General features: G+C 64.1%; 24 protein-coding genes. 14 read left to right on the top strand and 10 right to left on the bottom strand.

The annotated features are described in order from the left end of the window. Positions 1 to 32 precede the first annotated feature (32 nt). Positions 33 to 1,217, top strand: a complete 1,185-nt coding sequence (locus tag LQT98_RS08700; protein WP_231461958.1) for a dicarboxylate/amino acid:cation symporter — start codon at positions 33 to 35, stop codon at positions 1,215 to 1,217. A 256-nt stretch (positions 1,218 to 1,473) separates the two neighbouring features. Continuing rightward, entirely contained in the window at positions 1,474 to 2,349 is an 876-nt protein-coding gene (locus LQT98_RS08695; protein ID WP_231461957.1) for an EAL domain-containing protein, read from the top strand. On the opposite strand, the gene LQT98_RS08690 is transcribed toward LQT98_RS08695, so the two are convergent. After that, complete coding sequence (locus tag LQT98_RS08690) at positions 2,334 to 2,603, bottom strand: DUF4936 family protein (protein ID WP_231461955.1); 270 nt, start codon at positions 2,601 to 2,603, stop codon at positions 2,334 to 2,336. The genes LQT98_RS08695 and LQT98_RS08690 overlap by 16 nt on opposite strands. Before the next feature lie 114 nt (positions 2,604 to 2,717). On the opposite strand from LQT98_RS08690, the gene LQT98_RS08685 reads away from it, so the two are divergent. Continuing rightward, a complete protein-coding gene (locus LQT98_RS08685) occupies positions 2,718 to 3,602 on the top strand; it encodes a prephenate dehydrogenase (protein WP_231461953.1) in 885 nt (294 codons plus the stop codon). Positions 3,603 to 3,604: 2 nt separating this feature from the next. Beyond that, positions 3,605 to 4,354 carry an SDR family oxidoreductase gene (locus LQT98_RS08680; protein ID WP_231461951.1) on the top strand — a complete coding sequence of 250 codons (750 nt, stop codon included), beginning with the start codon at positions 3,605 to 3,607 and terminating at the stop codon, positions 4,352 to 4,354. Here the strand turns inward: LQT98_RS08680 and LQT98_RS08675 are convergent. Continuing rightward, on the bottom strand, positions 4,338 to 5,240 hold the full coding sequence (locus LQT98_RS08675; RefSeq protein WP_048410566.1) for a LysR family transcriptional regulator: 903 nt from the start codon (positions 5,238 to 5,240) through the stop codon (positions 4,338 to 4,340). The two genes, LQT98_RS08680 and LQT98_RS08675, sit on opposite strands and share 17 nt — an antisense overlap. A gap of 101 nt (positions 5,241 to 5,341) precedes the next feature. Between LQT98_RS08675 and LQT98_RS08670 the strand changes: the two genes are divergently transcribed. After that, complete coding sequence (locus LQT98_RS08670; protein WP_231461950.1) at positions 5,342 to 6,604, top strand: MFS transporter; 1,263 nt, start codon at positions 5,342 to 5,344, stop codon at positions 6,602 to 6,604. Between the two features lie 63 nt (positions 6,605 to 6,667). On the opposite strand, the gene mnmA is transcribed toward LQT98_RS08670, so the two are convergent. The 3 genes from mnmA to LQT98_RS08655 are packed head-to-tail and all read right to left on the bottom strand — an operon-like array spanning position 6,668 to position 8,767. After that, entirely contained in the window at positions 6,668 to 7,747 is a 1,080-nt protein-coding gene (gene mnmA, locus LQT98_RS08665; RefSeq protein WP_048410568.1) for a tRNA 2-thiouridine(34) synthase MnmA, read from the bottom strand. Beyond that, positions 7,744 to 8,292, bottom strand: coding sequence for a hypothetical protein (locus tag LQT98_RS08660; RefSeq protein ID WP_231461949.1), 549 nt, complete (start codon positions 8,290 to 8,292; stop codon positions 7,744 to 7,746). The genes mnmA and LQT98_RS08660 overlap by 4 nt, the downstream gene beginning before the upstream one ends. A gap of 22 nt (positions 8,293 to 8,314) precedes the next feature. Then, a complete protein-coding gene (locus LQT98_RS08655; protein ID WP_048410570.1) occupies positions 8,315 to 8,767 on the bottom strand; it encodes an NUDIX hydrolase in 453 nt (150 codons plus the stop codon). Positions 8,768 to 8,876: 109 nt separating this feature from the next. Here LQT98_RS08655 and LQT98_RS08650 point away from each other — a divergent pair, with 109 nt between their 5' ends. Together LQT98_RS08650 and bfr are read left to right on the top strand one after the other, a co-directional pair. Then, positions 8,877 to 9,077, top strand: coding sequence for a bacterioferritin-associated ferredoxin (locus tag LQT98_RS08650; RefSeq protein ID WP_082151095.1), 201 nt, complete (start codon positions 8,877 to 8,879; stop codon positions 9,075 to 9,077). A gap of 162 nt (positions 9,078 to 9,239) precedes the next feature. After that, complete coding sequence (gene bfr / locus LQT98_RS08645) at positions 9,240 to 9,716, top strand: bacterioferritin (RefSeq protein ID WP_048410572.1); 477 nt, start codon at positions 9,240 to 9,242, stop codon at positions 9,714 to 9,716. Positions 9,717 to 9,796: 80 nt separating this feature from the next. Here bfr and LQT98_RS08640 read toward each other — a convergent pair whose 3' ends face one another. After that, the gene (locus tag LQT98_RS08640) at positions 9,797 to 11,389 is read right to left on the bottom strand and encodes a YdgA family protein (protein WP_048410573.1); all 1,593 of its coding nucleotides are present in this window, start codon (positions 11,387 to 11,389) and stop codon (positions 9,797 to 9,799) included. Positions 11,390 to 11,629: 240 nt separating this feature from the next. Between LQT98_RS08640 and LQT98_RS08635 the strand changes: the two genes are divergently transcribed. From LQT98_RS08635 to LQT98_RS08610, 6 genes are all read left to right on the top strand, one after another. Beyond that, entirely contained in the window at positions 11,630 to 12,793 is a 1,164-nt protein-coding gene (locus LQT98_RS08635; protein WP_231461948.1) for a DesA family fatty acid desaturase, read from the top strand. A gap of 167 nt (positions 12,794 to 12,960) precedes the next feature. Then, on the top strand, positions 12,961 to 13,797 hold the full coding sequence (locus LQT98_RS08630; RefSeq protein ID WP_231461947.1) for a class I SAM-dependent methyltransferase: 837 nt from the start codon (positions 12,961 to 12,963) through the stop codon (positions 13,795 to 13,797). A gap of 78 nt (positions 13,798 to 13,875) precedes the next feature. Continuing rightward, a complete protein-coding gene (locus LQT98_RS08625; protein ID WP_231461946.1) occupies positions 13,876 to 15,252 on the top strand; it encodes a pyridoxal-phosphate dependent enzyme in 1,377 nt (458 codons plus the stop codon). A 59-nt stretch (positions 15,253 to 15,311) separates the two neighbouring features. After that, positions 15,312 to 16,457 (top strand): trans-sulfuration enzyme family protein, encoded by a 1,146-nt coding sequence (locus tag LQT98_RS08620; protein WP_231461945.1) that lies wholly within the window; start codon positions 15,312 to 15,314, stop codon positions 16,455 to 16,457. Between the two features lie 58 nt (positions 16,458 to 16,515). Continuing rightward, the gene (locus tag LQT98_RS08615; RefSeq protein WP_048410578.1) at positions 16,516 to 16,863 is read left to right on the top strand and encodes a RidA family protein; all 348 of its coding nucleotides are present in this window, start codon (positions 16,516 to 16,518) and stop codon (positions 16,861 to 16,863) included. A 190-nt stretch (positions 16,864 to 17,053) separates the two neighbouring features. Next, positions 17,054 to 18,271, top strand: a complete 1,218-nt coding sequence (locus LQT98_RS08610; RefSeq protein WP_231461944.1) for a M23 family metallopeptidase — start codon at positions 17,054 to 17,056, stop codon at positions 18,269 to 18,271. Between the two features lie 16 nt (positions 18,272 to 18,287). Here LQT98_RS08610 and miaA read toward each other — a convergent pair whose 3' ends face one another. From miaA to LQT98_RS08590, 4 genes are all read right to left on the bottom strand, one after another. After that, positions 18,288 to 19,265 carry a tRNA (adenosine(37)-N6)-dimethylallyltransferase MiaA gene (miaA, locus tag LQT98_RS08605; RefSeq protein ID WP_231461943.1) on the bottom strand — a complete coding sequence of 326 codons (978 nt, stop codon included), beginning with the start codon at positions 19,263 to 19,265 and terminating at the stop codon, positions 18,288 to 18,290. A gap of 70 nt (positions 19,266 to 19,335) precedes the next feature. Continuing rightward, positions 19,336 to 19,596 carry a CBU_0592 family membrane protein gene (locus LQT98_RS08600; RefSeq protein WP_231461942.1) on the bottom strand — a complete coding sequence of 87 codons (261 nt, stop codon included), beginning with the start codon at positions 19,594 to 19,596 and terminating at the stop codon, positions 19,336 to 19,338. Between the two features lie 27 nt (positions 19,597 to 19,623). Further along, complete coding sequence (gene betA, locus LQT98_RS08595; protein WP_231461941.1) at positions 19,624 to 21,306, bottom strand: choline dehydrogenase; 1,683 nt, start codon at positions 21,304 to 21,306, stop codon at positions 19,624 to 19,626. A 49-nt stretch (positions 21,307 to 21,355) separates the two neighbouring features. Continuing rightward, positions 21,356 to 22,825 (bottom strand): aldehyde dehydrogenase family protein, encoded by a 1,470-nt coding sequence (locus tag LQT98_RS08590; RefSeq protein ID WP_231461940.1) that lies wholly within the window; start codon positions 22,823 to 22,825, stop codon positions 21,356 to 21,358. Positions 22,826 to 23,254: 429 nt separating this feature from the next. Here LQT98_RS08590 and LQT98_RS08585 point away from each other — a divergent pair, with 429 nt between their 5' ends. After that, the gene (locus LQT98_RS08585) at positions 23,255 to 24,970 is read left to right on the top strand and encodes a PAS domain-containing protein (protein WP_231461939.1); all 1,716 of its coding nucleotides are present in this window, start codon (positions 23,255 to 23,257) and stop codon (positions 24,968 to 24,970) included. Positions 24,971 to 25,021 lie beyond the last annotated feature (51 nt).

The raw sequence follows: 25,021 nt of genomic DNA, 5'->3' as shown, positions 1-25,021 counted from the left end.
ACAACATTAGACCAAAGCTCAGAGAGGTTGCCGTGAAATTGATTCTTAAACTACTGGCCGGCATGGCGGTGGGCCTGGCGCTGGGGCTATGGGCCCCGGACGGCCCGCTGGCCCTGCTGATGACTTTCAAAGCCCTGTTCGGGCAATTCATCGGCTTCATGATTCCGCTGATCATCGTGTTCTACATCATGAGCGGCATCGCCGCGCTGGAATCCAATTCCGGCAAGATGCTGGGCTGGACCGTGGGACTGGCCTATTGTTCCACCATCCTGTCAGGGCTGGCGGCTTTCGCCGTCGCCTCCGGCGTATTGCCGTCGCTGATCGCTCAGGGTGTGCACGCCACTGACAAGCCGGCGGCGATCAAGGCCTTGTTCACGCTGGAGATCAAGCCGCTGTTCGATGTGATGACCGCCTTGATGCTGGCCTTCGTGTTCGGCCTCGGCATCGCCGTCACCCGCGCGCTGCGGCTCAAGGAGGTGGTGGACCAGGGCAAGGACATCGTGGAACTGGTGTTGGCCAAGGTGCTGATTCCGCTGCTGCCGGCCTATATCGCCTGCGTTTTCGCCGAGATGGCGGCCGATGGCTCGGTGTTTTCCACGCTGAAGACCTTCGGCGTGGTGCTAGTGCTGGCCATAGCGATGCACTGGATCTGGCTGACCTTGCTGTACACGGTGACGGGTCTCGCCAGCGGCCGCAATCCCTGGTCCTTGATCCGCAATATGTTGCCGGCCTATCTGACCGCGCTGGGCACCATGTCCTCGGCGGCGACCATTCCGGTGGCGCTGCGCTCGGCCAAGCAGATGAAGGTATCCGGTCCGGTGGCGGATTTCGTGATGCCGCTGTGCGCGACCATTCACTTGTGCGGCTCCACCATCACGCTGGTTACCTGCGCCACCGCGGTGATGCTGATGACGGCCGGTCTGGACGTGCCCAGCTGGGACGTGATGTTCCCCTTCATCCTGCTCCTGGGCGTGACCATGGTGGCGGCGCCGGGCGCGCCGGGCGGCGCGGTGATGTCGGCGCTGGGCATCCTGGCCAGCATGCTGCATTTCCCGGAAGCCAGCCTGGCCTTGATGATTGCGCTCTACCTGGCGCAGGACAGCTTCGGCACCGCCTGCAATGTCACCGGCGACGGCGTGATCGCGTTGTGGCTGGACCGCATCATGGGCCGGTCGGCGGAAGAAGTGGAAGCCAAGCCGGCATCGCAGCAGGCCTGAGTTCGACTCTTAGATTTATGTGAACTATATAACGAGCATTTAATTATTTTTAGAGATAAAGAGAGCCGGGTATATTGAGCGGGTCTTTCTGGCGCAGTAGAGCGCTGGCGGCTATTGGCGGCGCTGCCGCCGGGAAGCCGGCCTCTTTCTGTCTGCCGGTTTTGCGGAACCGCATGCAGGTTTCTCTCGTATCTTGTTTGGGCCGAACGATGTTCGGCCTTTTTTCTTGTTTGCTTGGCGCAGGCCGGGAGGCGCGATGTCGGCGATGGCGGAGTGTGAAGTGGCGATGGCGAATCCAGGCGTGCAAGCGGCGCTGCCGGAGCTGAACCTGATGCTGGCGAGGCATGGCTTCGAGGCGGAGCCGCTATGCTGGCGTGAAGGCCGCGTGCGCGGCCGGCACGAGGATTGGCGCTTCCGCAGCGTGTTCCAGCCGGTGTACCGTCTGCAGGACGGCGAGCCGCGTTTGTGGTCGGTGGAGGCGCTGGCGCGGGTATCGGACCGCTTTGGCGGCCAGTTGATTCCCACGGTGCTGTTCGCCGCGGAAACCACGCCGCGCCGCACCGTCTATGTGGACCGGCAGCTGCGCTGTCTGCATCTGCTCAATTTCCTGCTGCAGTCGCCGCCACCGGGCCTGGTGCTGTCGCTCAACGTCAATGCCCAGCACCTGGTGAATGTCAGCGAGTCCCACGGGCAGTTCTTTGCCGAGGCGCTGCAACTGCTGGGGGTGGAGCCGCGCCATGTCTGCCTGGAAATCGTCGAGGACGCGGTCAGCGACCCGGTGCGGCTGCACGGCGCGGTGCAGCGCTACCGCGATCTGGGCTTTTTGATCTCCTTGGACGACTTTGGCCAGGGCGCGTCCAATCTGGAACGGGTGTGGCTGCTGGAGCCTGATTACGTCAAGCTGGACAAGGTGTTGATGCGGCGCGCGCTGATGCGGCCGGCGCTGCGCGATAAGCTGACCGAGCTGGTGGCCATCCTGAAGCTGCACGGCGCCAAGGTGGTGGGCGAGGGCATAGAGAGCGAGATGCAGCTGGACATCGCCCGCGCCGCCGGTTGCGACTTCGTCCAGGGTTTTCACTTGGCGCGGCCGGCGGACTGCTTGAACTGGCCCGTTTCTCAAGCCAGCGGCTGAAACCACTCTTCATGGCGGCTCAGCGCCGCCAGACCACATTCGACGCTGATCTCGAGCCAGGCGTGGAGGAACGCGTCGGCGTCGCTGATCCCTTCATACACTTCCATCCAGGTGCCGGCGTCGTCGCGACGGCGCAGCAGGCGGCCAGGGACGCCGGTACGCGCCTGCAACGCCGACTGCAATGCCCGCAAGCGGGATAGCAGCGCGGCGTCATCGGCGTCGGCCTTGAAATAGCAATACAAGCAGTGATTCATCGCTGGTCCTTGGAGGCGTGGGCGTCATCGCGCCGCAACGGAAGTGGTTGTCAGCCATCGTTAGGCAGGTATGATAACCGTTCTGTGTTCCAAGGCCATGGATGGGGAGAAGCGGTGCAGCAAGGGATAGAAACCCTGGTAGTGGTGGGCGTGGGTCTGATTGGCGGTTCGTTCGCCTTGTCGCTGAAACGCGCCGGGCTGGCGCGGCATGTGATCGGCGTCGGCCGCACCCGGGAAAACCTGGAGCGGGCGCTGGAGCTGGGGGTGGTGGACGAGATCAGCCAGGACTTGGCCGCGGTGGCCGTGCGAGCCGATCTGGTGTTGCTGGCTTCGCCGGTCGGCCAGATGGGCGGCTTGATGGCGGCGCTGGCGCCGAGGTTGCGGCCGGGAGCGATTGTCACCGATGCCGGCAGCACCAAGGGCGACGTGGTGGAACTGTACCGCCGGCATCTGCCCGGCCAATTAATGCATTGCGTGCCGGCGCATCCCATCGCCGGTTCCGATTTGTCCGGCGCCGCCGCCGCCCAGTACGGCCTGTACGAAAACCGCAAGGTGGTGCTGACGCCGCTGCCGGAGACATTGCCTGCCGCCGTGGAGCGGGTGGCGGCGCTATGGCGCGCCTGCGGCGCGGAAATCCACGAGATGACGGCGCAAGAGCACGACGCGGTGTTCGCCACCGTCAGCCATCTGCCGCATCTGCTGGCCTTCGCCTATGTGGACATGGTGGCGGGCAAGGCCGATGCCGAGCGCTGCTTCGATTTCGCCGCCACTGGTTTCCGCGATTTCACCCGCATCGCCGGCAGCCATCCGGAAATGTGGACCGATATCAGCCTGGCCAATCGCGACGCGCTGCTGCAGGAGCTGGACCGCTACCGCGCCGGGCTGGAGCAACTGCGCCAGATGCTGGACGCCGGCGACGGCGAGCGGCTGGCGGAGCGCTTCGGCGCGGCGCGTGCCGCGCGCACGCGCTGGCATCAGCAATTCATGCGCAAGGGTTGAAGATGGACGATAAGGTGGTGTTGATCACCGGCGCTTCGCGCGGCATAGGCGCGGCGACGGCGCGGCTGGCGGCGGCGGAGGCTTGGCGCGTCGCGGTCAATTACCGCAAAGACCTGGCCGGAGCGGAGGCGGTGGTGGCCGAGTTGCGGCGCGCGGGCGCGGACGCCGAGGCGTTTTGCGCAGATGTCTCGCTCGAGGCGGACATTGTGGGGCTGTTCGACGCGGTGGCGGAGCGCTTCGGTCGTATCGACGCCCTGGTCAACAATGCCGGCGTGACCGCGCCTATCGGCCGGTTGGAGGATTACTCGGCGCAACGGGTGGAGCAGGTGCTGCGCAGCAATGTGTTGGGGCCCATTCTCTGCTGCCGCGAGGCGGTGCGCCGGATGTCCACCCGCCATGGCGGCAGTGGCGGCGCCATCGTCAATGTGTCTTCCGCCGCCTCGCGGTTGGGCTCGGCCGGCGAATACATCGACTACGCCGCCAGCAAGGGCGCGATCGATACCCTGACCCTGGGCCTGGCGCGCGAAGTGGCGGCCGAGGGCATCCGTGTCAACGCGGTGCGGCCGGGGCTGATCAATACCTCCATTCACGCCAGCAGCGGCGAGCCGGGCCGGGTGGCGCGCCTGGCCGACAGCGTGCCGATGCGGCGCGGCGGCGAAGCCGAAGAAGTCGCTGCGGCGATTCTGTGGCTGTTGTCGGATGCCAGTTCCTTCTGCACCGGCAGCTTGCTGGACGTCAGCGGCGGGCGTTGAGCCAGCGCTCGCGCATCAAGTTCAGAAACTGGATCACCAGCGGCGAGTCTTCGTCCAAGCGCGTGGCCAGGCCCATCGCCAGATAAGCGCCCTCGTCCAGCAGCGGCAGATAGCGCACGCCGGGAAGCCGGACGCATTCCAGTGGCGAGGGCAGGATGGCGATGCCTAGCCCGGCGGCGACCAGGCCGATCTGGGTGATGGCCTCGCCGGCCTCCTGCCGCGGCCGCCAGTCCATGCCTTGGCGGCTCGCCAGCTCGCGCAGCACCGTGTTCAAGCCGGTGCCGGCTTCCTGCGGATAGCCGATCAGGCTTTCTCCGCGCAATTGCCCCAGCCGCAGCGCCGGTTGACCGGCCAGCGGATGCTCGGCGCTGATCACCACCCGCAGCGCGTCCCGCTGCAATTCCACCACCGCGATATCCGCCATGGGCTCCAGGCCGTTGAAGCGCACGAAGCCGATGTCCAGCCGCCGTTGCTGCAAGGCCTGGTATTGGTCGGTGGTGAACATCTCGCACAGTTTTAGCCCGACTTCCGGAAAGCGCTGACGATAGTCGTGCAGGCCGGCGTGCAGGATGGGGGACAGCGGCAACGAGGAGGTGAAACCTATGCTCAGTTCGCCGATCTCGCCTCGCGCGGCGCGCCGGGCTTCCATCGCGGCCAATTCCGTGTCGGCGAGAATGCGCTGAGCGCGGCTCAGGAATTGGCGGCCGGCCTCGGTCAACTCCACTTTGCGCTGGTGGCGGCGCAGCAGCCGCACGCCCAGCTCGGCCTCCAAGGCCTGGATCTGCTGGCTGAGCGGTGGTTGGCCAATGTGCAGCCGCTGGGCGGCGCGAGTGAAATGCAGTTCTTCGGCGACCGCGACGAAGTAGCGCAGATGGCGTAGTTCCATGATTGATATTTTAAAAGTATCAAATGACGGTTAAATATATATTGGACTGCGAATTTGGCCAAGACTAAGCTCAAGCATATATTTCGTGTTGAAAGATTTTCATGTCCGCCGATTCGCCGTCTTCCTGCCTTCGCTCTGTGGTATCGCCGTCGTCCGCCTCGTCACTTTCTCCGGCCAAGCTGCACGCCGGCACCGCCGAATTCCGCGCCACCGCGTGGGCGATGTTCGCCGGTGGTTATTGCACCTTCGCCATGCTCTATGGCGCGCAGCCATTGATGCCGCTGTTTTCCCAGGATTTCGCCTTATCACCGGCCGAGTCCAGCGGCGTGGTGTCCTTGGCCACCGGCAGCCTGGCGTTGAGCCTGATTCCCGCCGGCCTGCTGGCGGATCGCCTGGGACGACGTCCGTTGATGAACGCGGCGCTGGCGCTGGGCGCGCTGCTGATGCTGCTGTCGGCGCTGGCGGACAGTTTCCAGCATCTGCTGTGGCTGCGCGCGGTTTTTGGCGTGGCCTTGGCCGGCCTGCCGGCGGTAGCGATGGCGTATCTGAGCGAGGAGGTGGACGCCAAGTCGCTGGGCCATTCCATGGGCTTGTACATCGCCGGCAATGCGCTGGGTGGGATGAGCGGCCGCTTCATCGCCTCCTTGCTGGCCGACCATTTCGGCTGGCGCTGGGCCTTGCTGACGTTGGCCTTGCTCGGCGTGCTTGGCGCGTGGTTGTTCTGGCGCAATCTGCCGCCGTCACGGCACTTCCAGCCGCGCCGGCATGATCTGGGCCGCATGTGGCGAGAGGCCAAGGCCTTGTTCGGCGATGCCGGTCTGCCCTGGCTGTTCGTGTCCGCTTTCCTGTTGTCCGGCTGCTTCGTCAGCCTATATAACTACCTGGGTTTCCGCCTGCTGGCGCCGCCGTTCAATATGAGCCAGAGCCTGTTGGGGCTGGTGTTCTCGCTGTATATCGTCGGCGTCTGGTCATCGGCCTGGGTCGGCAAGCTGTCCGACCGTCTGGGCCGACGCAATGTGTTGTGGCTGATGGTGCTGGCCATGTTGCTGGGACTGGCGCTGACCTTGAGCGATCGCGTCGTGCTGCTGGTGGCCGGCATCGCCCTGTTCACCTTCGGTTTTTTCGCTGGCCATTCGGTGGCCAGCAGTTGGGTGGGATTGCGCGCGCGCCAGGGGCGGGCGCTGGCTTCCGCCATTTACCTGAGCGCCTATTATCTGGGCTCCAGCCTGCTGGGCTCGCTGTCCGGCCTGATGTGGGGGCGCGGCGGCTGGAACGGGGTGGCGGGGGTGTTGGTGCTGTGCCTGACGGCGATGCTGGCGATCAGCCTGGGCCTGCGGCGGCTGCAACCCTTGCCGCAATCTTGATGATGACAATGGAAAAGCCCCGCGGCGATGATTCGGCGCGGGGCTTTTTGACTAGCGGTGGGCTTATTGAATGATGCCGCCGCCCAGGCAGATGTCGCCGTCGTACAGCACCGCGGACTGACCGGGAGTGACCGCCCATTGCTTGTCGCGGAAAGTCAGCGTGGCCTGGCCGTCGACGATGGCGGACAGATTGCAGCCGGCATCGGCCATGCGATAGCGGTTCTTGGCCGCGTATTCGCCGGCTGCCGGCGCCGATGGCAGCGTCCAGCTCAGGTCGGCCATCGCCAGCGTCGGCTTCAGCAGCAGCGGGTGATCGTGGCCTTGCACCACGATCAGCCTGTTGCCGGGGATGTCCTTGCCGGCGACGAACCACGGTTCGCCGGTGCCGTCGCGCGCGCCGCCTATATTCAGGCCCTTGCGCTGGCCCAAGGTGTAATACATCAGGCCGATATGCTCGCCCACCACCTTGCCGTCCGGCAGTATCATCTCGCCGGGCTTGGTGGGCAGATAGCGTTGCAGGAATTCACGGAACGGCCGTTCTCCGATGAAGCAGATGCCGGTGGAGTCCTTCTTGGCCGCGGTGGGCAGGCCGGCTTCCTCGGCCAGCTTGCGCACCTCGGTCTTGCGGATGTCGCCGAGCGGGAAGATGGCCTTGGCCAACTGATGCTGCTGCAGCCGATACAGGAAGTAGCTCTGATCCTTGGTGTGGTCCACCGCCTTCATCAGGTAGTGGGTGCCATCCTGCTCCAGCTTGCGCGCGTAGTGGCCGGTGGCGATGCAGTCGGCGCCCAGTTCCATCGCGTAGTCGAGGAAGGCCTTGAACTTGATTTCGGCATTGCACAGCACATCGGGATTGGGCGTGCGGCCGGCGGAGTATTCCTTCAAGAAGTAGGAGAACACGCGGTCCTTGTACTCCTTGGCGAAGTTGACGATCTCCATGTCGATGCCGACGATGTCGGCCACGCTCATCGCGTCCAGCGCATCCTGCTTGATCGAGCAGTACTCGTCGTCGTTGTCGTCTTCCCAGTTCTGCATGAAGACGCCGATCACCTCGTGTCCCTGCTGTTTCAGCAGCGAGGCGGTTACCGAGGAGTCCACGCCGCCGGACATGCCGACGACAATTCGTTTCTTACTACCCGTCACGGGGAAAATCCTTCCATCCAAATATCGAGGGCAATCACCACCGGGGCTTGCCCAAAGTCCTTGAACCAGCTGTCCACCGCCCAATCCCGGCCGGAAAGCATGTCGCGCAGCACCGCGGTGTAGTGCAGGTCCAGCAATAGCGGCGCGCGCCAAGCCGGCTTGCCCACCGTGTGGTATTGCAGCCAGCCGTGGTCCTGCAGATAAGTGAGGAAGGTGCTGACATTGCTGCTGTGGTCCACGCAGTCCATGCGGCCTTCGGCCGGCCCGTCGCGGAAATTGCCGCCCTTGTCCTGCCAGATCGGCAGCGTGCGCGCGGCGATGTGATAAAGCGCGGTGACGGCGTCGCTGACGGCGGAACGTTCGGTTTCCGGGCTGTTGGCGGCGGACAGGCGGGCGGCGAGCCAGGCATCGGCCTCGGCGGGGATGTCTACGTAGGCATGTCTGGAGCAGCCGTAATGGTAGCAGATATTGATGGCGCTGGCTTGTGCCGCCCACGGGAGGCCGGCCAGCAGCGCCAATAGGAAAGACAATAATCTCAAGGACATGCAGACTCCGGGGCCGCGGCGCTTAGCGGCCCAGATGGTGGATCATGGACAGAGGGTGGCGTTTGCCGGCGCGGAAATCGTCCAGGCACTGCTGCACCACCGGGCTGCGGTGCTGCGCGCGCAGCGCGACGATTTCCTCGTGGCTCAGCCATTGCGCCGACAGAATGCCGTCGTCCAGCCGCGGATAATCCTCGCGTCGTAGCGGGTGGCCGTAGAAGGCGAAGCGCAGATAAGTGATGTCGCTATTGGGGCGGTCCACCAGATAGATGCCCACCAGCCCCAGCGGGCGGAAGTGCCAGCCGGTTTCCTCCAGCACCTCGCGCTTCACCGCGTCTTCCAGCGTCTCGCCATACTCCAGGTGGCCGGCCGGCTGGTTGAAGCAGATGCCGTCGCTGGTCACTTCCTCCACCATCAGGTAGCGCCCGTCCAGTTCGATGACTGCCGCAACTGTCGCATTTGGTTTCCACTGCGTCATGGTCTGCGCTTTCTTGTTGACAATGATTCTTGTTTGAATCTATATTCTTGATAACGATTCTCGATTACTTTAACGCAATCCCGCGCCACATTACACCACCGGAACTGCCATGTACGTTTGCCTGTGCCATGCTGTAACTGACAAGCAAATCCGCGAAGCGGTGCACAACGGAGCCACCCGCATGTGCGATTTGAGCCGCGAGCTTGGCGTGGCGACCGATTGCGGCAAATGCGCCTGCATGGCCAATCAACTTCGCAAGGAGGCTGTTCAAGCGCTTGGTCCGGCTTCGACCGCGCGCAGCGCCGCTTGATCTCATCCTTCGTTTCCTGCTTAGTCTCGGCCAAGGCCGGGCAGACTGCAAATCCCCACGCGCCGTATTCTCGCGGCGCGCATATCCTCTTTTCGACCTTGATGCCTTGAGACTGGCGCGCGCTATGTCATAATGGAAGAATCATTTCTTCCGGAGAGCGCGATGCAAGGCGATAAAAAGGTCATCAAATACCTGAACCAGATTCTCAAGAACGAACTGACCGCGATCAACCAGTATTTTCTGCATGCCCGCATGTACAAGAACTGGGGCTTGAAGAAACTCAACGAACACGAGTATCACGAGTCCATCGACGAGATGAAGCACGCCGATGCGCTGATTGAGCGCGTATTGTTTCTGGAAGGGCTGCCGAATCTGCAAGACTTGGGCAAGCTGCATATCGGCGAGAATCCGAAGGAAATGCTGGAGTGCGATCTGAAGCTGGAAATGGACGCGCTGCCGGTATTGCGCGAAGCCATCGCCTACTGTGAGAGCGCCAAGGACTACGTGACCCGCGACCTGCTGGAAGACATCCTGGAGAGCGAGGAAGAGCACGTGGATTGGCTGGAAACGCAGTTGAGCCTGATTGAAAGCGTTGGCCTGCAGAATTATCTGCAAAGCCAGATGCACGACGAGGACTGAGTGTCGAGCTGAGGCCCGCACTGGTCGGCAAAGAAAAAGGGCTGTCGCGAGACAGCCCTTTTCACATGGCGAGCGCGTCGTTATTTCTTCTGCGTCGTGGCAGGCTGAGACGCGTCGTGCGGCGGCTCCAGGTCGATTTCCTCCCAGGGCAGCGCCACCTTTTTCTTGTTGATGGTCAGCACGCCGGCACCGTAGTTGAGCTCGGTGTTGATCTGGCCCTTGTCCTCGACGATGTACTGCTCGCTCTTCCACTGCGCCAACTGGCTGTCCAGCAGGTTCTTGGCCAGGTCTTCCACTTCCTTCATGTTCGGCTGGTCCTCGGCGCTTTGGTCGACGGTGAACAGCGTGCGCGCCTGAGCGATCACCAGGTCTTCCAGCGTCTGGCGCGGCAGGCTGAGCTTGGCGTCCACGTCAAAGCGCTTGAGGAATTGCGATGCGTCGTTGAGGTCGGCCGGCTGCAGGCCCTTGACGCCCAGGCTGCCTTCCAGCTTGGCTTCGCCGCTCGGCATCTTGAGATAGAACTCGTTGATCACCACTTTGGGATCGTTCTGCAGCAGCGGGATGCCATTCTTCTTGATGGTATCGATGTATTGCTTGCGCAGCAGCGCCGGGTCCACGCCTTCGAACGGGATCTGGCCTATGGCCTGGTCCAGCTTGACCAGGGTGGGGCCATGCAGGTGATTGGCGGAGATGTCCAGCCGCATCGGGCCGTAGCGGTGGTCGTTGAAGTTGAACTCGGCGAAGTTCAGCTTGCCGCGGGTATTGACGTAGTCGTCCTGCTCGCTGGTGACGATCTGGTAGCGGAAGTCCTTCAAGGTCACCGCGGACGGCTTGAACTCGCCGGACGGATTGATGAATTCGCCGATGCGCACGCGGGTCATCAAATAGACCAGTTCGTTCAGCTTGATGCTGTAGGGCACGCTTTCGCGCGAATTGAGGCGGACGTTGCCCACGGTCAATTCGCTGGTGCCCAGCTTGACGCCGGTGTTGCCGGGGCGGATGTCGGACAGGTAGCGCACGCCATCGAAGGCGATGCTGCCCTTGCTGGCGGCTTCCAGCAGGAAGCCGGGCGACAGCGCCTCGGTCTTGTATTCCTTGTAGCCGTCGGCGTAGTCGAGCTTGAGGTCGAAGCCCTTCCATTTCATCTTCACGCCGGACAGCGCTTCTTCATAGTCGAAGGCCGGCACCGTGACGCCTAGCTCGCCGCCGCCGCCAAAGCCCAGGCGGTTGACGATGGTGATGGGTTCCTTGTCGCCGAAGAAGCTGGCCAGCGTCTTGCGGGTGGAGTCGCTCATCGCGAACTCGGTGCGCACCAGCGCGCGGCCCGGGCGGAAGTCGAAATCGCCGATGCCGGGGAAGGGGCCGTGCTTGACGTGGTTGGTGAACTTGATGGTGGCGTTCAGCAAGGGCTTCACATTGTCGGGCAGCATGTTTTCATACGGGCCGGACAAATGGCGGTTGAACACCAGCTCGGTGGTTTCCGTGGAAGAGAACCAGCCGCGTTGATAACTGTGGGATTTGACTTTGAACAGCGGCAGGTCGGCCAGCATCTTGTGCTGTTCCTGCAAGGTCTGCTCCGCCTTGACGCCGGCCCACAGGGTCGCGCCTCCATACAGAACGAACAGGCCACCGAGGGTGGCGCCGGCAATGATCAGACGACGATTTGGCAACACTAGCGCTTTTTCTTAACTAGGATGGAATGAGGCCCTATGGTACACCATCGCCTGCTGCTTGCGTTACTGCCGGCGCGTGAACCGGGGGGCGTCGGCGGGGTCCAAGTTTGGCGTTTGCGGCGGCGGCTTGCCGGCGCAACAGCAAAACGGTCTGACATCGGCAGGCCGCTTGTATAGAATAGAGTCTTTCTTCTAGATTGCTTTACGAGGCGCGATTAGTACATGAATTGGATAAACGGCGTGCTAGACCTCCCGTGGTGGGGCTATATCGTGGTGGCCTTGGTGCTGACCCACATCACCATCGCATCGGTCACCATCTTCCTGCATCGTCACCAAGCGCACCGCGCGCTCGATCTGCATCCCATTCCCAGCCACTTCTTCCGGTTCTGGCTGTGGCTGACCACCGGCATGGTCACCAAGCAATGGGCGGCCATCCATCGCAAGCACCACGCCAAGTGCGAGACCGCGGACGACCCGCACAGCCCGCAGGTGCTGGGCATCAAGAAGGTATTGTGGGAAGGCGCGGAATTGTACCGCGGCGCCTGCAAGGACCAGTCCATCATGGACAAGTTCGGTCACGGTACGCCGGACGACTGGCTGGAGCGTAATGTCTACACCCGCCACAGCGCCAAGGGCATCGTGCTGATGCTGCTGATCAATCTGGTGCTGTTCGGGCCCGTCGGCCTGACGATCTGGGCGGTGCAGATGGTGTGGATTCCGTTCTGGGCGGCCGGGGTGATCAATGGCATCGGCCATTTCTGGGGCTACCGCAATTTCGAGAACGAGGACGCGTCCACCAATATCTTCCCCTGGGGCATCCTGGTGGGGGGCGAGGAATTGCACAACAACCACCATACCTTTGGCACCTCGGCCAAGCTGTCGTATAAATGGTACGAGTTCGACATCGGCTGGATGTATATCCGCATTCTGGAAATCCTGGGCCTGGCCAAGGTGCGCAAGGTGGCGCCGCGGCTGGCCGAGGACGCGTCGCGCCCGCAACTGGACCTGGAGCATTTGCAGGCCATCATCTCCAACCGCTACGCCATCGCTTCGCGCTATGCGCGCGAGCTGAAAGAGGTGTATCGCGGCGAGCTGGACAAGATCAATCTGCCGGACTTTTCCGGCAGCAAGCTGAGCCGCAAGATGAAGGTGTGGCTGAAGCAGGACGCCAAGGACACGCCGGAAACCGAGCGCATGCAGCTGGCCACCTTGCTGGAGCATAGCCAGGTGCTGGCCACGGTCTACTCCATGCGCCAGGAATTGACCCGTTTGTGGGAACGTTCCACGCTGAGCCGCGAGCAGCTGTTGAAGGAATTGCAGGACTGGTGCAATCGCGCCGAAGCTTCCGGCATTGCCGCGCTGCAGCGTTTCTCCATGAGCTTGCGCCAATCCGCGATGCTTTAAGCCTGTTCCAGGCTAAGCCGAAACCCGCAGCGTGCTGCGGGTTTTTTGCATTTGGCGTTAGCGGAGATTAGATTTGTTCTTTATATAAAAATAAGAAATAAAATTTATATTTTTAATAATGATTGGGAATATAATGCGGCGATGTTGATGTAAATCGTGAGATGAACATGGCCACATTGCAATTGACCGACGGGGCGAGCGAGCTGCCCTATATTCATGGTTTTTCCGCTAGCGAGCAGGCGCGCCTAGTGCGTCAGGCGCGTTTCTCCGAGTCCGTGGTGTATCGAGACATCGATTTCTCCGGCGTCGGCCAGTTGCTGGAAGTGGGCTGCGGCGTTGGTGCGCAGACCGAGATCCTGCTGCGGCGCTATCCCGATCTGGAAGTGACCGGCGTCGACTTCAGCCAACGCCAGCTGGCGGTGGCGCGGCAGCGCCTGCAGGGCAGCCCGTGGCAGGACCGTGCCCGGCTGTTGCATATGGACGCCGAGGACCTGGATTTCCAGCCGGCCAGCTTCGACGCCGCCTTCCTGTGCTGGGTGCTGGAGCACGTGCTGTCGCCGGAACGAGTGCTGGCCGAGGTACGCCGCGTGCTGAAGCCGGGTGCGCGGCTATACGCCACCGAGGCGATGAACGCCTCCTTCTTTCTATCGCCTTATTCCGCGAATCTGCAGCAGTACTGGCTGGCTTTCAATGATCACCAACTGGCGGTGGGCGGCGATCCCTTCGTCGGCGCCAAGCTGGGCAATATGCTGCTGCGGCTGGGCTTCCGTCATGTGGAAACCCAGGTCAAGACCTGGCATCTGGACAGCCGCGACCCGCATCGCCGCCAGCAGGTGCTGGACTATTGGACCGAGCTGCTGCTGTCGGCGGCGGATCAACTGATCGAGGCGGGGCGGGTGGACGCGGCGCTGGTGGCGGCGATGACGCGGGAGTTGAGGCAGCTGCGCAGCAATCCGGAGCTGGTGTTTTTCTATAGTTTTCTGCAGGCGACCGCCGTGGTGTGAGGCGGAATTTTTTTAGTTTCAATATAACAAAAAGTTTTTAAAAACAATATTTATATGTTGTAGCTAGGAGATTTCAATATGCAAGACCAATCCGTTCTGTCCTTGATCGGCAATACGCCGCTGGTGAGGGTGGCGCATCTGGACACCGGCCTGTGCGAGTTGTATCTGAAACTGGAAAGCCACAATCCCGGCGGCTCGATCAAGGACCGGGTGGCGCTGTCCATGATTGCCGCGGCCGAAAGCGAAGGCAAGCTGCGACCGGGCGGCACCATCGTCGAGGCCACCGCCGGCAATACCGGCCTGGGCCTGGCCTTGGTGGCCGCGCAAAAGGGCTATCGCCTGGTGCTGGTGGTGCCGGACAAGATGAGCCGCGAGAAGATTTTGCACCTGCAGGCGCTGGGCGCGGAGGTGGTGTTGACCCGTTCCGACGTGGGCAAGGGGCACCCGGAGTATTACCAGGACCTGGCCGCGCGCATCGCCAAGGACACGCCGGGCGCTTACTACATCGACCAGTTCAACAATCCGGCCAACCCGCTGGCGCATGAAATCGGTACCGCGCCGGAAATCTGGGCGCAAATGAACCACGAACTGGACGCGGTGGTGGTGGGCGTCGGCTCCAGCGGCACGCTGACCGGGCTGACCCGTTTCTTCGGCCGCGAGGCGCCGCAACTGGAAATCGTGCTGGCGGACCCGGTGGGCTCGGTGCTGGCCGATCATGTCGAGACCGGCCGTCACGGCGAGGCCGGCAGCTGGCTGATCGAAGGCATAGGCGAGGACTTCATCCCGCCGCAGACCGATTTCAGCCTGGTCAAGCGCGCCTACCGCATCAGCGACCAGGAAAGCTTCGACAGCGCCCGCCTGCTGCTGAGCCGGGAGGGCATTCTGGCCGGTTCCTCGTCCGGCGCGCTGCTGGCGGCGGCCTTGCGCTATTGCCGCGCCCAGACCACGCCCAAGCGCGTGGTGACGCTGGTGTGCGACAGCGGCAACAAGTATCTGTCCAAGATGTACAACGATGACTGGCTGGTGGACAACGGCCTGGTGGAACTGCCGCGGCTGGGCGATCTGACCGATCTGATCGTGCGCCGTCACGCCGACGGCAGCACCGTCTCCTGCCACCCGGACGAGCCCTTGAACGTGGTCTACCAGCGCATGCGCTTGCACGATGTATCGCAGCTGCCGGTGCTGGCCGACGACAAGGTGGTCGGCATCCTGGACGAATGGGATCTGTTGCTGTCGGTGCACGGCGAACCGGAGAACTTCCGCCAGAACGTGCGCAGCGCGATGACCAGCGAAGTGCGCACCCTGTCGCCGCAGGCCTCGCTGCAGGACTTGCTGCATATTTTCAACGATGGCCATGTCGCGCTGATGGTGGACGGCGAGCGCTATCTGGGCCTGATCACCCAGGCCGATCTGCTGGCGTTCTGGCGCCGCCAGCCGCGCTCGCGTTCCATTTAGCTCCACTCGATCCAGGCCGGTCCAAGCGGGACCGGCCATCCGCATTGCGAGAAAAGACCATGACTGATTTCAATACTTTGTCCATCACCGCCGGCCTGCACCAGGATGCGTTCGGCGCGGTGATTCCACCCATTTACGCCACCTCCACCTACCGGCAGCACGCGCCGGGCGAGCATAGCGGCTACGAGTATTCCCGCTCGCAGAACCCGACGCGCGAGGCATTGGAGCGCGCCTTGGCCGAGCTGGAAGACGGCGTGCGAGGCTACGCCTTTCCGTCCGGCCTGGCGGCCATCGCCACGGTGCTGGAGTTGCTGCCGGCCGGCAGCCATCTGATCGCGGTCAACGATCTGTACGGCGGTACCTACCGCTTGTTCGAGCAGGTGCGCAAGCAAAGCGCGCAGCTGGAGATCAGCTATGTGGCGTCGGAAGATCTCGCCGCCTTGCAGGCGGAGATCCGGCCGAACACCCGCATGATCTGGGTGGAAACCCCGTCCAACCCGCTGAACCAACTGGTGGACCTGGCTGCGGTGGCCGATTTGGGGCGACGGCACGGCCTGATCACGGTGGCGGACAATACCTTCGCCTCGCCGGTGGTGCAGCGCCCGCTGGCCTTCGGCTTCGACATCGTGGTGCATTCCGCCACCAAATACCTGAATGGCCATTCCGACGTGATCGCCGGCGCCGCGGTGGTCAGCCGCCAGCGGCCGGAGCTGGCCGAGCGGCTGGCCTTCCTGCACAACGCGGTGGGCGCGGTGCTGGACCCGTTCGCCAGCTTCCTGGTGCTGCGCGGCCTGCGCACGCTGGCCTTGCGAATAGAACGTCACAACAGCAATGCGCTGGCGGTGGCGCGCTGGCTGGAAAGCCAGCCGCAGGTGGAGCGGGTCTTGTATCCGGGCCTGACCAGCCATCCGCAGCATGAACTGGCGCGCAGCCAGATGCGGGGCTACGGCGGCGTGGTGTCCTTCTATCTGAAAGGCGACGCCGAAGAGACGCGGCGGGTGCTGGCGCGGCTGAAGCTGTTCACGCTGGCGGAGAGCCTGGGCGGCGTCGAGAGCCTGGTGTGCCTGCCGGCGGCGATGACGCATGCGTCTATTCCGGCCGAGCGCCGGCGCGCGCTGGGCATTGCCGACAATCTGATCCGCCTGTCGGTGGGCATAGAGGGCGAAGCGGCGCTGATCGAGGACTTGCGCCAGGCATGGCAATAGCCGGCGGCGCCGGGTTAGAATTCCGTCATCGCTTCGATACACACAGAAGGGGAGTCGCATGAGCATTTATCGTCACAAGCAGGGCGCGCGTCTGGCCGAAGCCGTGGTCACCAATGGCTTGATCTTCCTGGCTGGCCAGGTGCCGGAAAACACCGAGGCCGATGCCAAGGCGCAAACCGAGAACGTGCTGGGCCAGATCGACGCGCTGTTGGCGGAGCTGGATTCGGACAAGAGCAAGATCGTCGATGTCACCATCTTCCTGGCCCATCTCGCTGACTACGATGCGATGAACGCCGCCTGGGACGCCTGGGTGCCGGCCGGCAATGTGCCGGCGCGCGCCACGGTGGAAGCCAAGCTGGCCAACCCGGCCTGGAAGGTGGAAATCAAGCTGGTGGCCGCACGCTGAGCAAGCCCCCATTCGATGAAAAGCCCACGTCATGCGACGTGGGCTTTTTTTATCGATTTTCGCGGGCTGTCTGCTGGGCCAAAGGCCAGCAGGAAATAAGGACGGGCGTTTCTATAACCTTAGTGTTTGCGACGTAATGCTGATGGCATTGCGTCGCTTTGGTTTTTCCCCAACCCATACGGAGCCCGAAATGAAACAAGCAGCTTTAGCGATGGCGGTATTGGCGGTGCTGGCCAGCGGCGCGCAGGCGGAGTCGAAACAGCCCGATCCGATGCTGCGCCAGGCGGCGGTCAAGGCCTTGCAGCCTTTGTTGCCGCTGGCCAAGGGCGAGCAGCTGGACATGCTGGTGGAAATCAACCGCGACAGCGTGGACGGCGACTGGGTGTTGGGCTCGGTGACCCAGCCCTTGCCGGTGATGACGACGATAGCGGCGATGGATCATGTGCCCTTGTCGCGGCTGTTCCTGGCGCGGCGCGATGCGCAAGGCTGGACGCTGGAGCTGGAAAGCAGTTCGGGCTTCGCCGCGATGCTGGAGCAGGCGCCGGCCGGCTGGCTGAGCGCGGAAGAACGACAGGCTTGGCGCAGTCAGCTGGCCAGGCCGGGGCAGCCGTTCGCGCCCAATGCCACCAATCTGGGCCTGCCCTGGCGCCAGGGCGCGGCCTGGCGCATGACCGGGGGGCCCCACGGCTATAGCGGCGAGAGCCAGCCTTACGATTCCATAGACTTCGCCGGCGGCGACGGCAGGGTGCTGGCGCCTCAGGCCGGGGTGATCTACAAGAGCTGCGTGCGCGGCGGCAGCGGCTTGGTCAAGCTGGTGCACGACAACGGCTTCTCGTCCACCTATTACCACATGATCAATCTGAATACGCTGGCGGACGGGACGCGGGTCAATCCGGGCGCGTATCTCGGCACCATAGGCAATGGCCTGCCGTGCGGCGGCAGCACCACCGGCCCGCACGTGCATTTCTCCCTCTTGTATCAGGGTCGAGCCGAGCCGGTGAACGGCAAGCTGTTCGGCGGTTGGCAGTTCTTCGCCGGCAGCCGCGCCTATCAGGGTTATGCGCTGCGTAACGGCACACGGGTCAATGTCGGCGGCTTGCTGAACAATTACGGCGGCGGAGGCGCGCCGACCGGCGCCAGCGGCGTGGCGACGCCGGCGAAGGGAGAAGGGCAGGTGAATCTGCGCAAGGCGCCCAGCCTGAGCGCGGGCATCACCGGCTCCGTCAAGCGCGGCGACAGCGTCGCCTTGCAATGCCATGTGCGCGCCGAGGCGGTGGATGGAGTGTGGGGGCGCACCGATGTGTGGAACCGCACCCGCGGCGGCGACTGGATCAGCGACGGCTTCCTCGACACCGGCAGCAACGCGCCGGTGGTGCCGCTGTGCGCGTCGGCCAGCCGGCCCTGGTGAGTCGGGCGCGGCCGGCTTAGTAGGCGCCGTCGAAACGCAGGCCGGCGGGCAAGGGCTCGCCGGCCTGGAAGGCGGCGACGGCGGCGCACAGCTGCTCGGCCAGACCTGGCTGCTGGGCATTGATCGGCACCAGGTCCAGGCTGCGCATCCAGGTCAGTTGGCGCTTGGCCAGCTGGCGGGTGGCGGCAATGCCTTTGTCGATGAAGGCTTGTTCATCGCCGACGCCGTCCAGGTATTCCCAAGCCTGGCGATAACCGACGCAGCGCATCGACGGCAGCTCCAGCGTCAGCGCCGGATACTGTTCGCGCAAGCGCCTGACTTCGGCCAGGAAATCCTGTTCCAGCATCAGTTCGAAGCGCTGCGCGATGCGTTGATGCAGCCAGGCGCGCTCCGCCGGCACCAGGCCCAGCGACAGTAGGCGGAAGTCGGCCGCGGCTTCCTTGCCGCGCGCCAGCAGCCGCGACATCGGCTCGCCGCTGAGCAGGCAGACCTCCAGCGCGCGGTGAATGCGCTGCGAATCATTGGGATTGAGGCGGGCGGCGGTGTCCGGGTCCAATTGCGCCAGCCGCGCATGCATCGCCGGCCAGCCGGCTTGCGTGGCGTCGGCGTCCAGTTGCGCGCGCAGCGTCGCGTCGGCGCGCGGCAGATCGGACAAGCCTTCCAGCAAGGCCTTGTAATACAGCATGGTGCCGCCCACCAGCAAGGGCAGCCGGCCGCGGCCGTTGATCTCGCGGATCAGGCGGTTGGCGTCGGCGTGGAACTGGGCGGCGGAATAACTGTGCAGCGGGCTGATGATGTCGATCAGGTGGTGCGGGCATTGCGCCATTTCCGCCGCGCTGGGCTTGGCGGTGCCGATGTCCATATCGCGATAGACCAGCGCGGAGTCCACGCTGACGATCTCCACCGGAAAATGGCGGGCCAGCTCCAGCGCCAGGCCGGTTTTGCCGGAGGCGGTGGGGCCCATCAGCAGGATGGCGTGCGGGATGTCGTTCATGGGCGGGTCTTGCGGTTCAATCATCGGATTGTCGCATAAGCGGCCCATGCCCGGACAGTCCACCCAAGGTTCAGGAGCCGGACTCCGGCGCCGGCAGCGCCCGCCGCCGGCTGGCGCGCCACCAGCCGCCCAGGGTGATCAGGAACCACATGCACTGGTTGACGAAGGAGGCCAGGTTGAAGTGGTTGGACAAGGAAACCAGGATGCAGACCGGGCCGAGCAGATTGAGGACGAAATAGCGCGGGTCCGATGTGCGCAGGCCCAGCAATTGATGGCCGACATAGGCGGTCAGGTAGCTGATGACTCCAATCAGGCCGATGAAATCGTACATGGCGGCGGCTCCTGGGATAGGGGGGCGCTACAAGGACAGCGCTGGCGACGCGGCGGCGGCCTGGTGGAAGGGCGCGCTGGAGCGTGGCAATGGCGGCCGCCGGCGAATGTGATCGGCGATTTTCTCGGCGATCATGATGGTGGGCGCGTTCAGATTGCCGGTGACGATGCGCGGCATGATGGACGCGTCCACCACGCGCAGGCCGGACACACCGTGTACCCGGCCTTGATGATCCACCACCGCCATCGGGTCGTCGGCGGCGCCCATCTTGCAGCTGCCGGACGGATGTAGCGCGGTTTCGGCGTGGGTTTGGACGAAGCGGTCGATCTCCTGATCGCTGCGCACCGCGGCGCCCGGCTGGATTTCCCTGCCGCGGAAGGATGCGAGCGCGTCCTGGCCGATGATGTCCCGCGTCAGCCGCACCGCGGCGCGGAATTCGCGCCAGTCGGTGTCGTGCGCCATATAGTTGAATTGCAGCAAGGGTTTGGCGCGCGGATCGCGGCTGGCCAGCTTGACGTGGCCAGTGCTGGGCGAGCGCATCGAGCCGACGTGGCACTGGAAACCGTGCATCTTGACGGCGTGGCTGCCATCGTAATTCACCGCCAGCGGCAGGAAGTGGTATTGCAGATTGGGATAGGCGAAGTGTTCACCGCTGCGGATGAAGCCGCCGGCCTCGAAGTGATTGCTGGCGCCGACGCCGCTGCCGTCCAGATACCATTGAGCGCCGATGCGGGCCTTGTTCCACCAGCGCAGGGACGGGTACAGCGACACCGGCTGCCGGCATTCGTATTGCAGATACATTTCCAGGTGGTCCTGCAGATTGGCGCCGACGCCGGGCAGATGGGCGACGATGGCGATATCGTGGCGGCCGAGTTCGGCGGCGTCGCCGACGCCGGAGCGCAGCAGCAACTGCGGCGAAGCCACCGCGCCGTTGCAGACGATGACTTCGCGCAAGGCGCGGGCCTGGTGGCTGCGCTCGCCCTGAAGGTATTGCACGCCGGTGGCGCGCGCGCCGTCGAACAGGATGCGGTCCGCCAGCGCCCGGGTTTGCACCGAGAGATTGGCGCGGTCGCGAGCGGTGTCCAGATAAGCCAGCGACACGCTGCAGCGCCGTCCTTTAGCGGTGGTGGTGCGGTCCATGGGGCCGAAGCCCTCCTGGCGATAGCCGTTCAGATCGTCGGTGCGGCCGTGGCCGGCTTGTTCGCCGGCCTGGATGAAGGCTTCGAACAAGGGGCTGATGCCGGCCTTGGGCGTGGTGACGTGCAGCGGCCCGTCGCCACCGTGATAGTCGTTGGCGCCCTTGTCGTAGCTTTCCGCCTTGCGGAAATAGGGCAGGCAGTCGGCATAGCTCCAGTCGCCCAGGCCGGGCAGCTCGGCCCAGCCCTGGTAGTCCAGCGCATTGCCGCGGATATAGACCATGCCATTGATCAGCGAGGAGCCGCCCAGGCCCTTGCCGCGCGCCTGCGCCATGCGGCGCCCGCCCATATGCGGCTCCGGCTCGGTCAGATAGGCCCAGTTGTAGGTGCTGCCTTGCAAGGGATAGGCCAGCGCCGCCGGCATCTGGGTGCGCCAGTCCAGCCGCCAGTCCGGCCCGCCGGCCTCCAGCAGCAGCACGCGGACATCGCTGTCCTCGCTCAGCCGCGCCGCCAGCACGCCGCCGGCGGAACCAGCGCCGACGATGATGTAGTCGTATTCCTGAGTGGTGCTCATCTTGACTCTCCTAGGACGTGAACGAAGGCGGGATCGGGCGAAGCGGCGCTCAAGCGCCAAACCAGCCCATGGGCTTGGGCGCCAGATTGATGTAGCTGTGCTTGAGCTCGGTGTATTCTTCCAGGCCGATGCGCGACAGCTCGCGGCCGATGCCGCTGGACTTGAAGCCGCCCCATGGCGCTTCCGGGAAGTAGGGGTGATAGTCGTTGACCCAGACGGTGCCGAAGCGCAGCGCGCGACTCATGCGGCTGGCGCGCTCCAGATCCCGCGTCCACACCGCCGCCGCCAGGCCGTATGGCGTGCCGTTGGCGAGACGCAGCGCCTCGGCCTCGTCGTGGAAGCGTTCCACGGTAATGACCGGGCCGAAAATCTCCTCTTTGGCGATGAGCATGTCGGCGTGGACATCGGCCAGCAGTGTCGGCTGCAGCCAATAACCGTTGCGGTAGCGCTCGCCGTCCGGACGGCCGCCGCCGTAGACCAGGCGGGCGCCTTCCTTCACCCCGGCGGCGATCAGGCTCAGGATCTTGTCGTGCTGCTGGGCGGATTGAACCGGTCCCATCTGGCTGTCCGGCAGCTGGCCGGGGCCGATGACGATGCGCGGCAGCCGTTCCGCCAGCCGGCGCACGAACTCGTCATGAATCTCTTGCTGCAACAGCAGCCGCGAACCGGCGGAGCAGACCTGGCCGGCGTGGAAGAAGGCGGCGTTCAGCGCGTAGTCGACGGCGGTGTCGAGGTCGGCGTCGGCGCAGACGATGTTCGGGTTTTTGCCGCCCAGCTCCAGCCCTATGCGTTTGAAGTTGCCGCTGGCGGCGCGCATGATGCTGGCCCCGGCCTGGGCGCCGCCGGTGAAGGACACCAGGTCTACATCGGCGTGCTCCGCCAGTTCGGCGCCCACCTCGGCGCCGCCGCTGACCAGGTTGAACACGCCGGGAGGCAGGTCCAGCTCGGTCAGCAATTGGGTGAAGCGCCAGCTGCTCAGCGGGGTCAGGCTGCTGGGCTTGAGCACCACGCAGTTGCCGGCGCCCAGCGCTGGCGCGATCTTCCACGCCGCTTGCAGCAAGGGGTAGTTCCAGGGCGTGATCAGGCCGCAGACGCCCACCGGTTCATGCAGGGTGCGGCTGATTATGTGTTCGGGCGCGGCGTTGGCCTGGCCGCTGTCGGTGGCCACCAGGCCGGCGAAATAGCGGAAGGTGGCGGCGACATCGCCCATATCGGTGCGGCTTTCGGCCAGGGTCTTGCCGGTGTTCAAGGTTTCCAGCGCGGCCAGGTCTTCGCTGTCGCGTTCCAGCAACTGGGCGATGTCCAGCAGCAGGCGGCTGCGCTGGCGCGGAGTGCTGCCGCGCCAGGAGCCGGTGTCGAAGGCGGCGCGCGCGGCGGCGATGGCGTCCTGGGCGTCGCGGCGGTCGCCATCGGCGGCAAGCGCGATCACGGTTTCGTCGCAGGGATTGAGAATCTGGCGGGTTTGCCGCTTGGCGGCGTCGCGCCATTGGCCATCGATGAAGAGCTGAGTGTGGATCATGCTTGGCCTTTCGGATGCAGTTAATGTAATTAACCATTGGTAAATTAATTTACCTTTGGTTTAATTGTAGTGTTGCTTTGCCGCGAGCTGCAATCCGGAAACGGCTATGGTTATGACGAATCTATTTGCTTTGGCTATATCAGCTATGGTCAAGCCGGGATGGAGGCCGATGCCGGCTTGCCGGTATCGAGGGCAATGGTCCGCTTCGGGATTTTTCCACCCTGGGTTAACATGCCGGCTGACGGCCGCGGGGTTGCGGCTTGGGCGCGTCGCCGCGCCATCATCGTCATGCGTCCAACTAGCCAGGAGGCGCGGCCAGCCGCCGCGACCAGTTCCGTGTTGCCAAACCAAGTCAGTCAAGCCGCTGTAGCCGCCGGGGATGAAACTTTCGCCCTTCGCCTGAAAGAAGTGCTGGGGCGCAAGCGCATCATGCTCAAACAAGTGGCGGAGGCCTTGGGCGTGTCGTCCGCCGCCGTGCACAAATGGACGCGCGGTGGCGAAATCGAATATCGCAAGCTGCGGGTGTTGGCGGATTTTCTCGGGGTCAACTGGGTCTGGCTGCGCTATGGCGAGCAGGCGGTGCTGGATCTGGCCACGGCGGCGGGCAGCGATGAGCAACTGACCGAAATACGACGCAAGCATCTGGCGGAGATCATGGAAAACGAAGCGCGAATGAAGTTCGCGCAGAATGTGTCCGGCATCGTTACTTGGGAGTGGAACATCCTGACCGATGCGGTGGCCTATTCCGCCAATGCCGAGCAATTGTTTGGCCGCCCGCTGCGCCTGCTGAATGATTTCTGGGCCGCGCTGGAACCTGCCGACGCGCCGGCCTTGCGGGCGCGGCAGGAGGAATGCTTGCGTTCCGGCGCCGCTTACGAGGCGGAGTTCCGCGTGCGCTGGCCGGCGGGCGACACGCGCTGGATCGCGTCGCGCGCCACCTGCGTGCTGGATGCCGACCGCCGGCCGGTGAAGATGATAGGCGTCAGCTTCGACATCACCCAGCGCTGCCTGGCGGAGCAGGCCTTGCGCCAGAACCAGGCCATCCTGGACAAGGCTCAGTCCATCGCCCATCTGGGCAGTTGGTTCTGGGACGTGGGCAAGGACGATTGCATCTGGTCGGACGAGGCCTACCGGATTTTCGGCTGGCAGCCGCAAGCCTTCAAGGTGACGATGGAGCGCTACTTCGCCGCCATGGTGTCGGAGGACCGCGAGCGCATCGATGCCGCCATCCGGCGGGCGATAGGCGAGCGCCAGCCTTACCGGGTGGAATACAGCATTCTGTTGCCGGATGGCCGCCGCCGCCATATTCACGAAGAGGGAGAGGTGCTGTACGGCGAGGGGCGGGCGGAGGCGATGATAGGCGCGACCCGGGACGTGACCGACAGTCGCCAGGCCGCGGTGGCCTTCAGTGAAAGCGAGGAACGCTTCCGCGAGATTTTCGAGCAGGCGGCTCTGGGTCTGGCGCATTTGGACCTGGACGGGCGCTGGCAGAAGGTGAACCGCCGGCTGGCGGACATGGTGGGTTATGCGCCGACGGAGATGGAGGGCTTGAGCTTCCAGCAACTGACTCATCCGGAGGACCTGGAGGACAATCTGCTGCGGCTGGATCAGTTGTTGAGCGGGGAGATCGCCCATTTTTCGCTGGAGAAGCGCCTGCTGCGCAAACAGGGCGGCCATGTCTGGGTGAATGTCAGCGCCTCGCTGAGCCGGCATCCCGTGAGCGGCGAGCCCTGGCATCTGATCGCGGTGGTGGAGGAGGTGGCCGAGCGCCGGGAGGCGCGCCGCGTGTTGGAAGCGGCCGGGCAGCGCAGCGAACTGGCGTTGCAGTCCATCGGCATGGCCAGCTGGGAGTGGGATCTCGCCGCCGGGCGGCTGCGGCTGTCGCCGCCGGCCGCGACGCTATTGTTCGGCGCGCCCCAGGAGGAGGTGGCGGAGCAGCGCTTTCTGGACGGCTTGCGCGCCGCGTCGCGGCAGCGCTGGTTGGATAGCCTGGAGGCGATTTTCAATATTTCCAGTCGCGCGCAATTGGATGTGCTGTGGCATGGCGAAGGCGGCAAGACCCTGCCTCTGGCCCTGTCCCTGGTGGCGCAGCGCGATGAAGGCGGCGTGCTCTGCCGTCTGATCGGAGCCTTGGGCCCGCGCTGAGCAGTACTCTGCAGTCACGGAAGCCAGCCGTTTGTCGGCTGGCTTTTTTCA

Source organism: Chromobacterium aquaticum (assembly GCF_021129195.1).
GTDB lineage: Bacteria > Pseudomonadota > Gammaproteobacteria > Burkholderiales > Chromobacteriaceae > Chromobacterium > Chromobacterium aquaticum.
This window is presented reverse-complemented; position numbering and strand designations above follow the sequence as displayed.

What these genes read in the sequence shown, in the direction of transcription:
- LQT98_RS08620 (WP_231461945.1), top strand. Translation starts at nt 15,312, where the DNA reads ATGACTGATTTCAATACTTTGTCCATCACCGCCGGCCTGCACCAGGAT.
- LQT98_RS08650 (WP_082151095.1), top strand. Translation starts at nt 8,877, where the DNA reads ATGTACGTTTGCCTGTGCCATGCTGTAACTGACAAGCAAATCCGCGAA.
- LQT98_RS08630 (WP_231461947.1), top strand. Translation starts at nt 12,961, where the DNA reads ATGGCCACATTGCAATTGACCGACGGGGCGAGCGAGCTGCCCTATATT.
- LQT98_RS08690 (WP_231461955.1), bottom strand. Translation starts at nt 2,603, where the DNA reads ATGAATCACTGCTTGTATTGCTATTTCAAGGCCGACGCCGATGACGCC.
- LQT98_RS08670 (WP_231461950.1), top strand. Translation starts at nt 5,342, where the DNA reads ATGTCCGCCGATTCGCCGTCTTCCTGCCTTCGCTCTGTGGTATCGCCG.
- LQT98_RS08585 (WP_231461939.1), top strand. Translation starts at nt 23,255, where the DNA reads ATGCTCAAACAAGTGGCGGAGGCCTTGGGCGTGTCGTCCGCCGCCGTG.
- LQT98_RS08680 (WP_231461951.1), top strand. Translation starts at nt 3,605, where the DNA reads ATGGACGATAAGGTGGTGTTGATCACCGGCGCTTCGCGCGGCATAGGC.
- LQT98_RS08590 (WP_231461940.1), bottom strand. Translation starts at nt 22,825, where the DNA reads ATGATCCACACTCAGCTCTTCATCGATGGCCAATGGCGCGACGCCGCC.
- betA (WP_231461941.1), bottom strand. Translation starts at nt 21,306, where the DNA reads ATGAGCACCACTCAGGAATACGACTACATCATCGTCGGCGCTGGTTCC.
- LQT98_RS08675 (WP_048410566.1), bottom strand. Translation starts at nt 5,240, where the DNA reads ATGGAACTACGCCATCTGCGCTACTTCGTCGCGGTCGCCGAAGAACTG.
- bfr (WP_048410572.1), top strand. Translation starts at nt 9,240, where the DNA reads ATGCAAGGCGATAAAAAGGTCATCAAATACCTGAACCAGATTCTCAAG.
- LQT98_RS08615 (WP_048410578.1), top strand. Translation starts at nt 16,516, where the DNA reads ATGAGCATTTATCGTCACAAGCAGGGCGCGCGTCTGGCCGAAGCCGTG.
- LQT98_RS08625 (WP_231461946.1), top strand. Translation starts at nt 13,876, where the DNA reads ATGCAAGACCAATCCGTTCTGTCCTTGATCGGCAATACGCCGCTGGTG.
- miaA (WP_231461943.1), bottom strand. Translation starts at nt 19,265, where the DNA reads ATGAACGACATCCCGCACGCCATCCTGCTGATGGGCCCCACCGCCTCC.
- LQT98_RS08610 (WP_231461944.1), top strand. Translation starts at nt 17,054, where the DNA reads ATGAAACAAGCAGCTTTAGCGATGGCGGTATTGGCGGTGCTGGCCAGC.
- LQT98_RS08660 (WP_231461949.1), bottom strand. Translation starts at nt 8,292, where the DNA reads ATGTCCTTGAGATTATTGTCTTTCCTATTGGCGCTGCTGGCCGGCCTC.
- LQT98_RS08600 (WP_231461942.1), bottom strand. Translation starts at nt 19,596, where the DNA reads ATGTACGATTTCATCGGCCTGATTGGAGTCATCAGCTACCTGACCGCC.
- LQT98_RS08695 (WP_231461957.1), top strand. Translation starts at nt 1,474, where the DNA reads ATGTCGGCGATGGCGGAGTGTGAAGTGGCGATGGCGAATCCAGGCGTG.
- LQT98_RS08655 (WP_048410570.1), bottom strand. Translation starts at nt 8,767, where the DNA reads ATGACGCAGTGGAAACCAAATGCGACAGTTGCGGCAGTCATCGAACTG.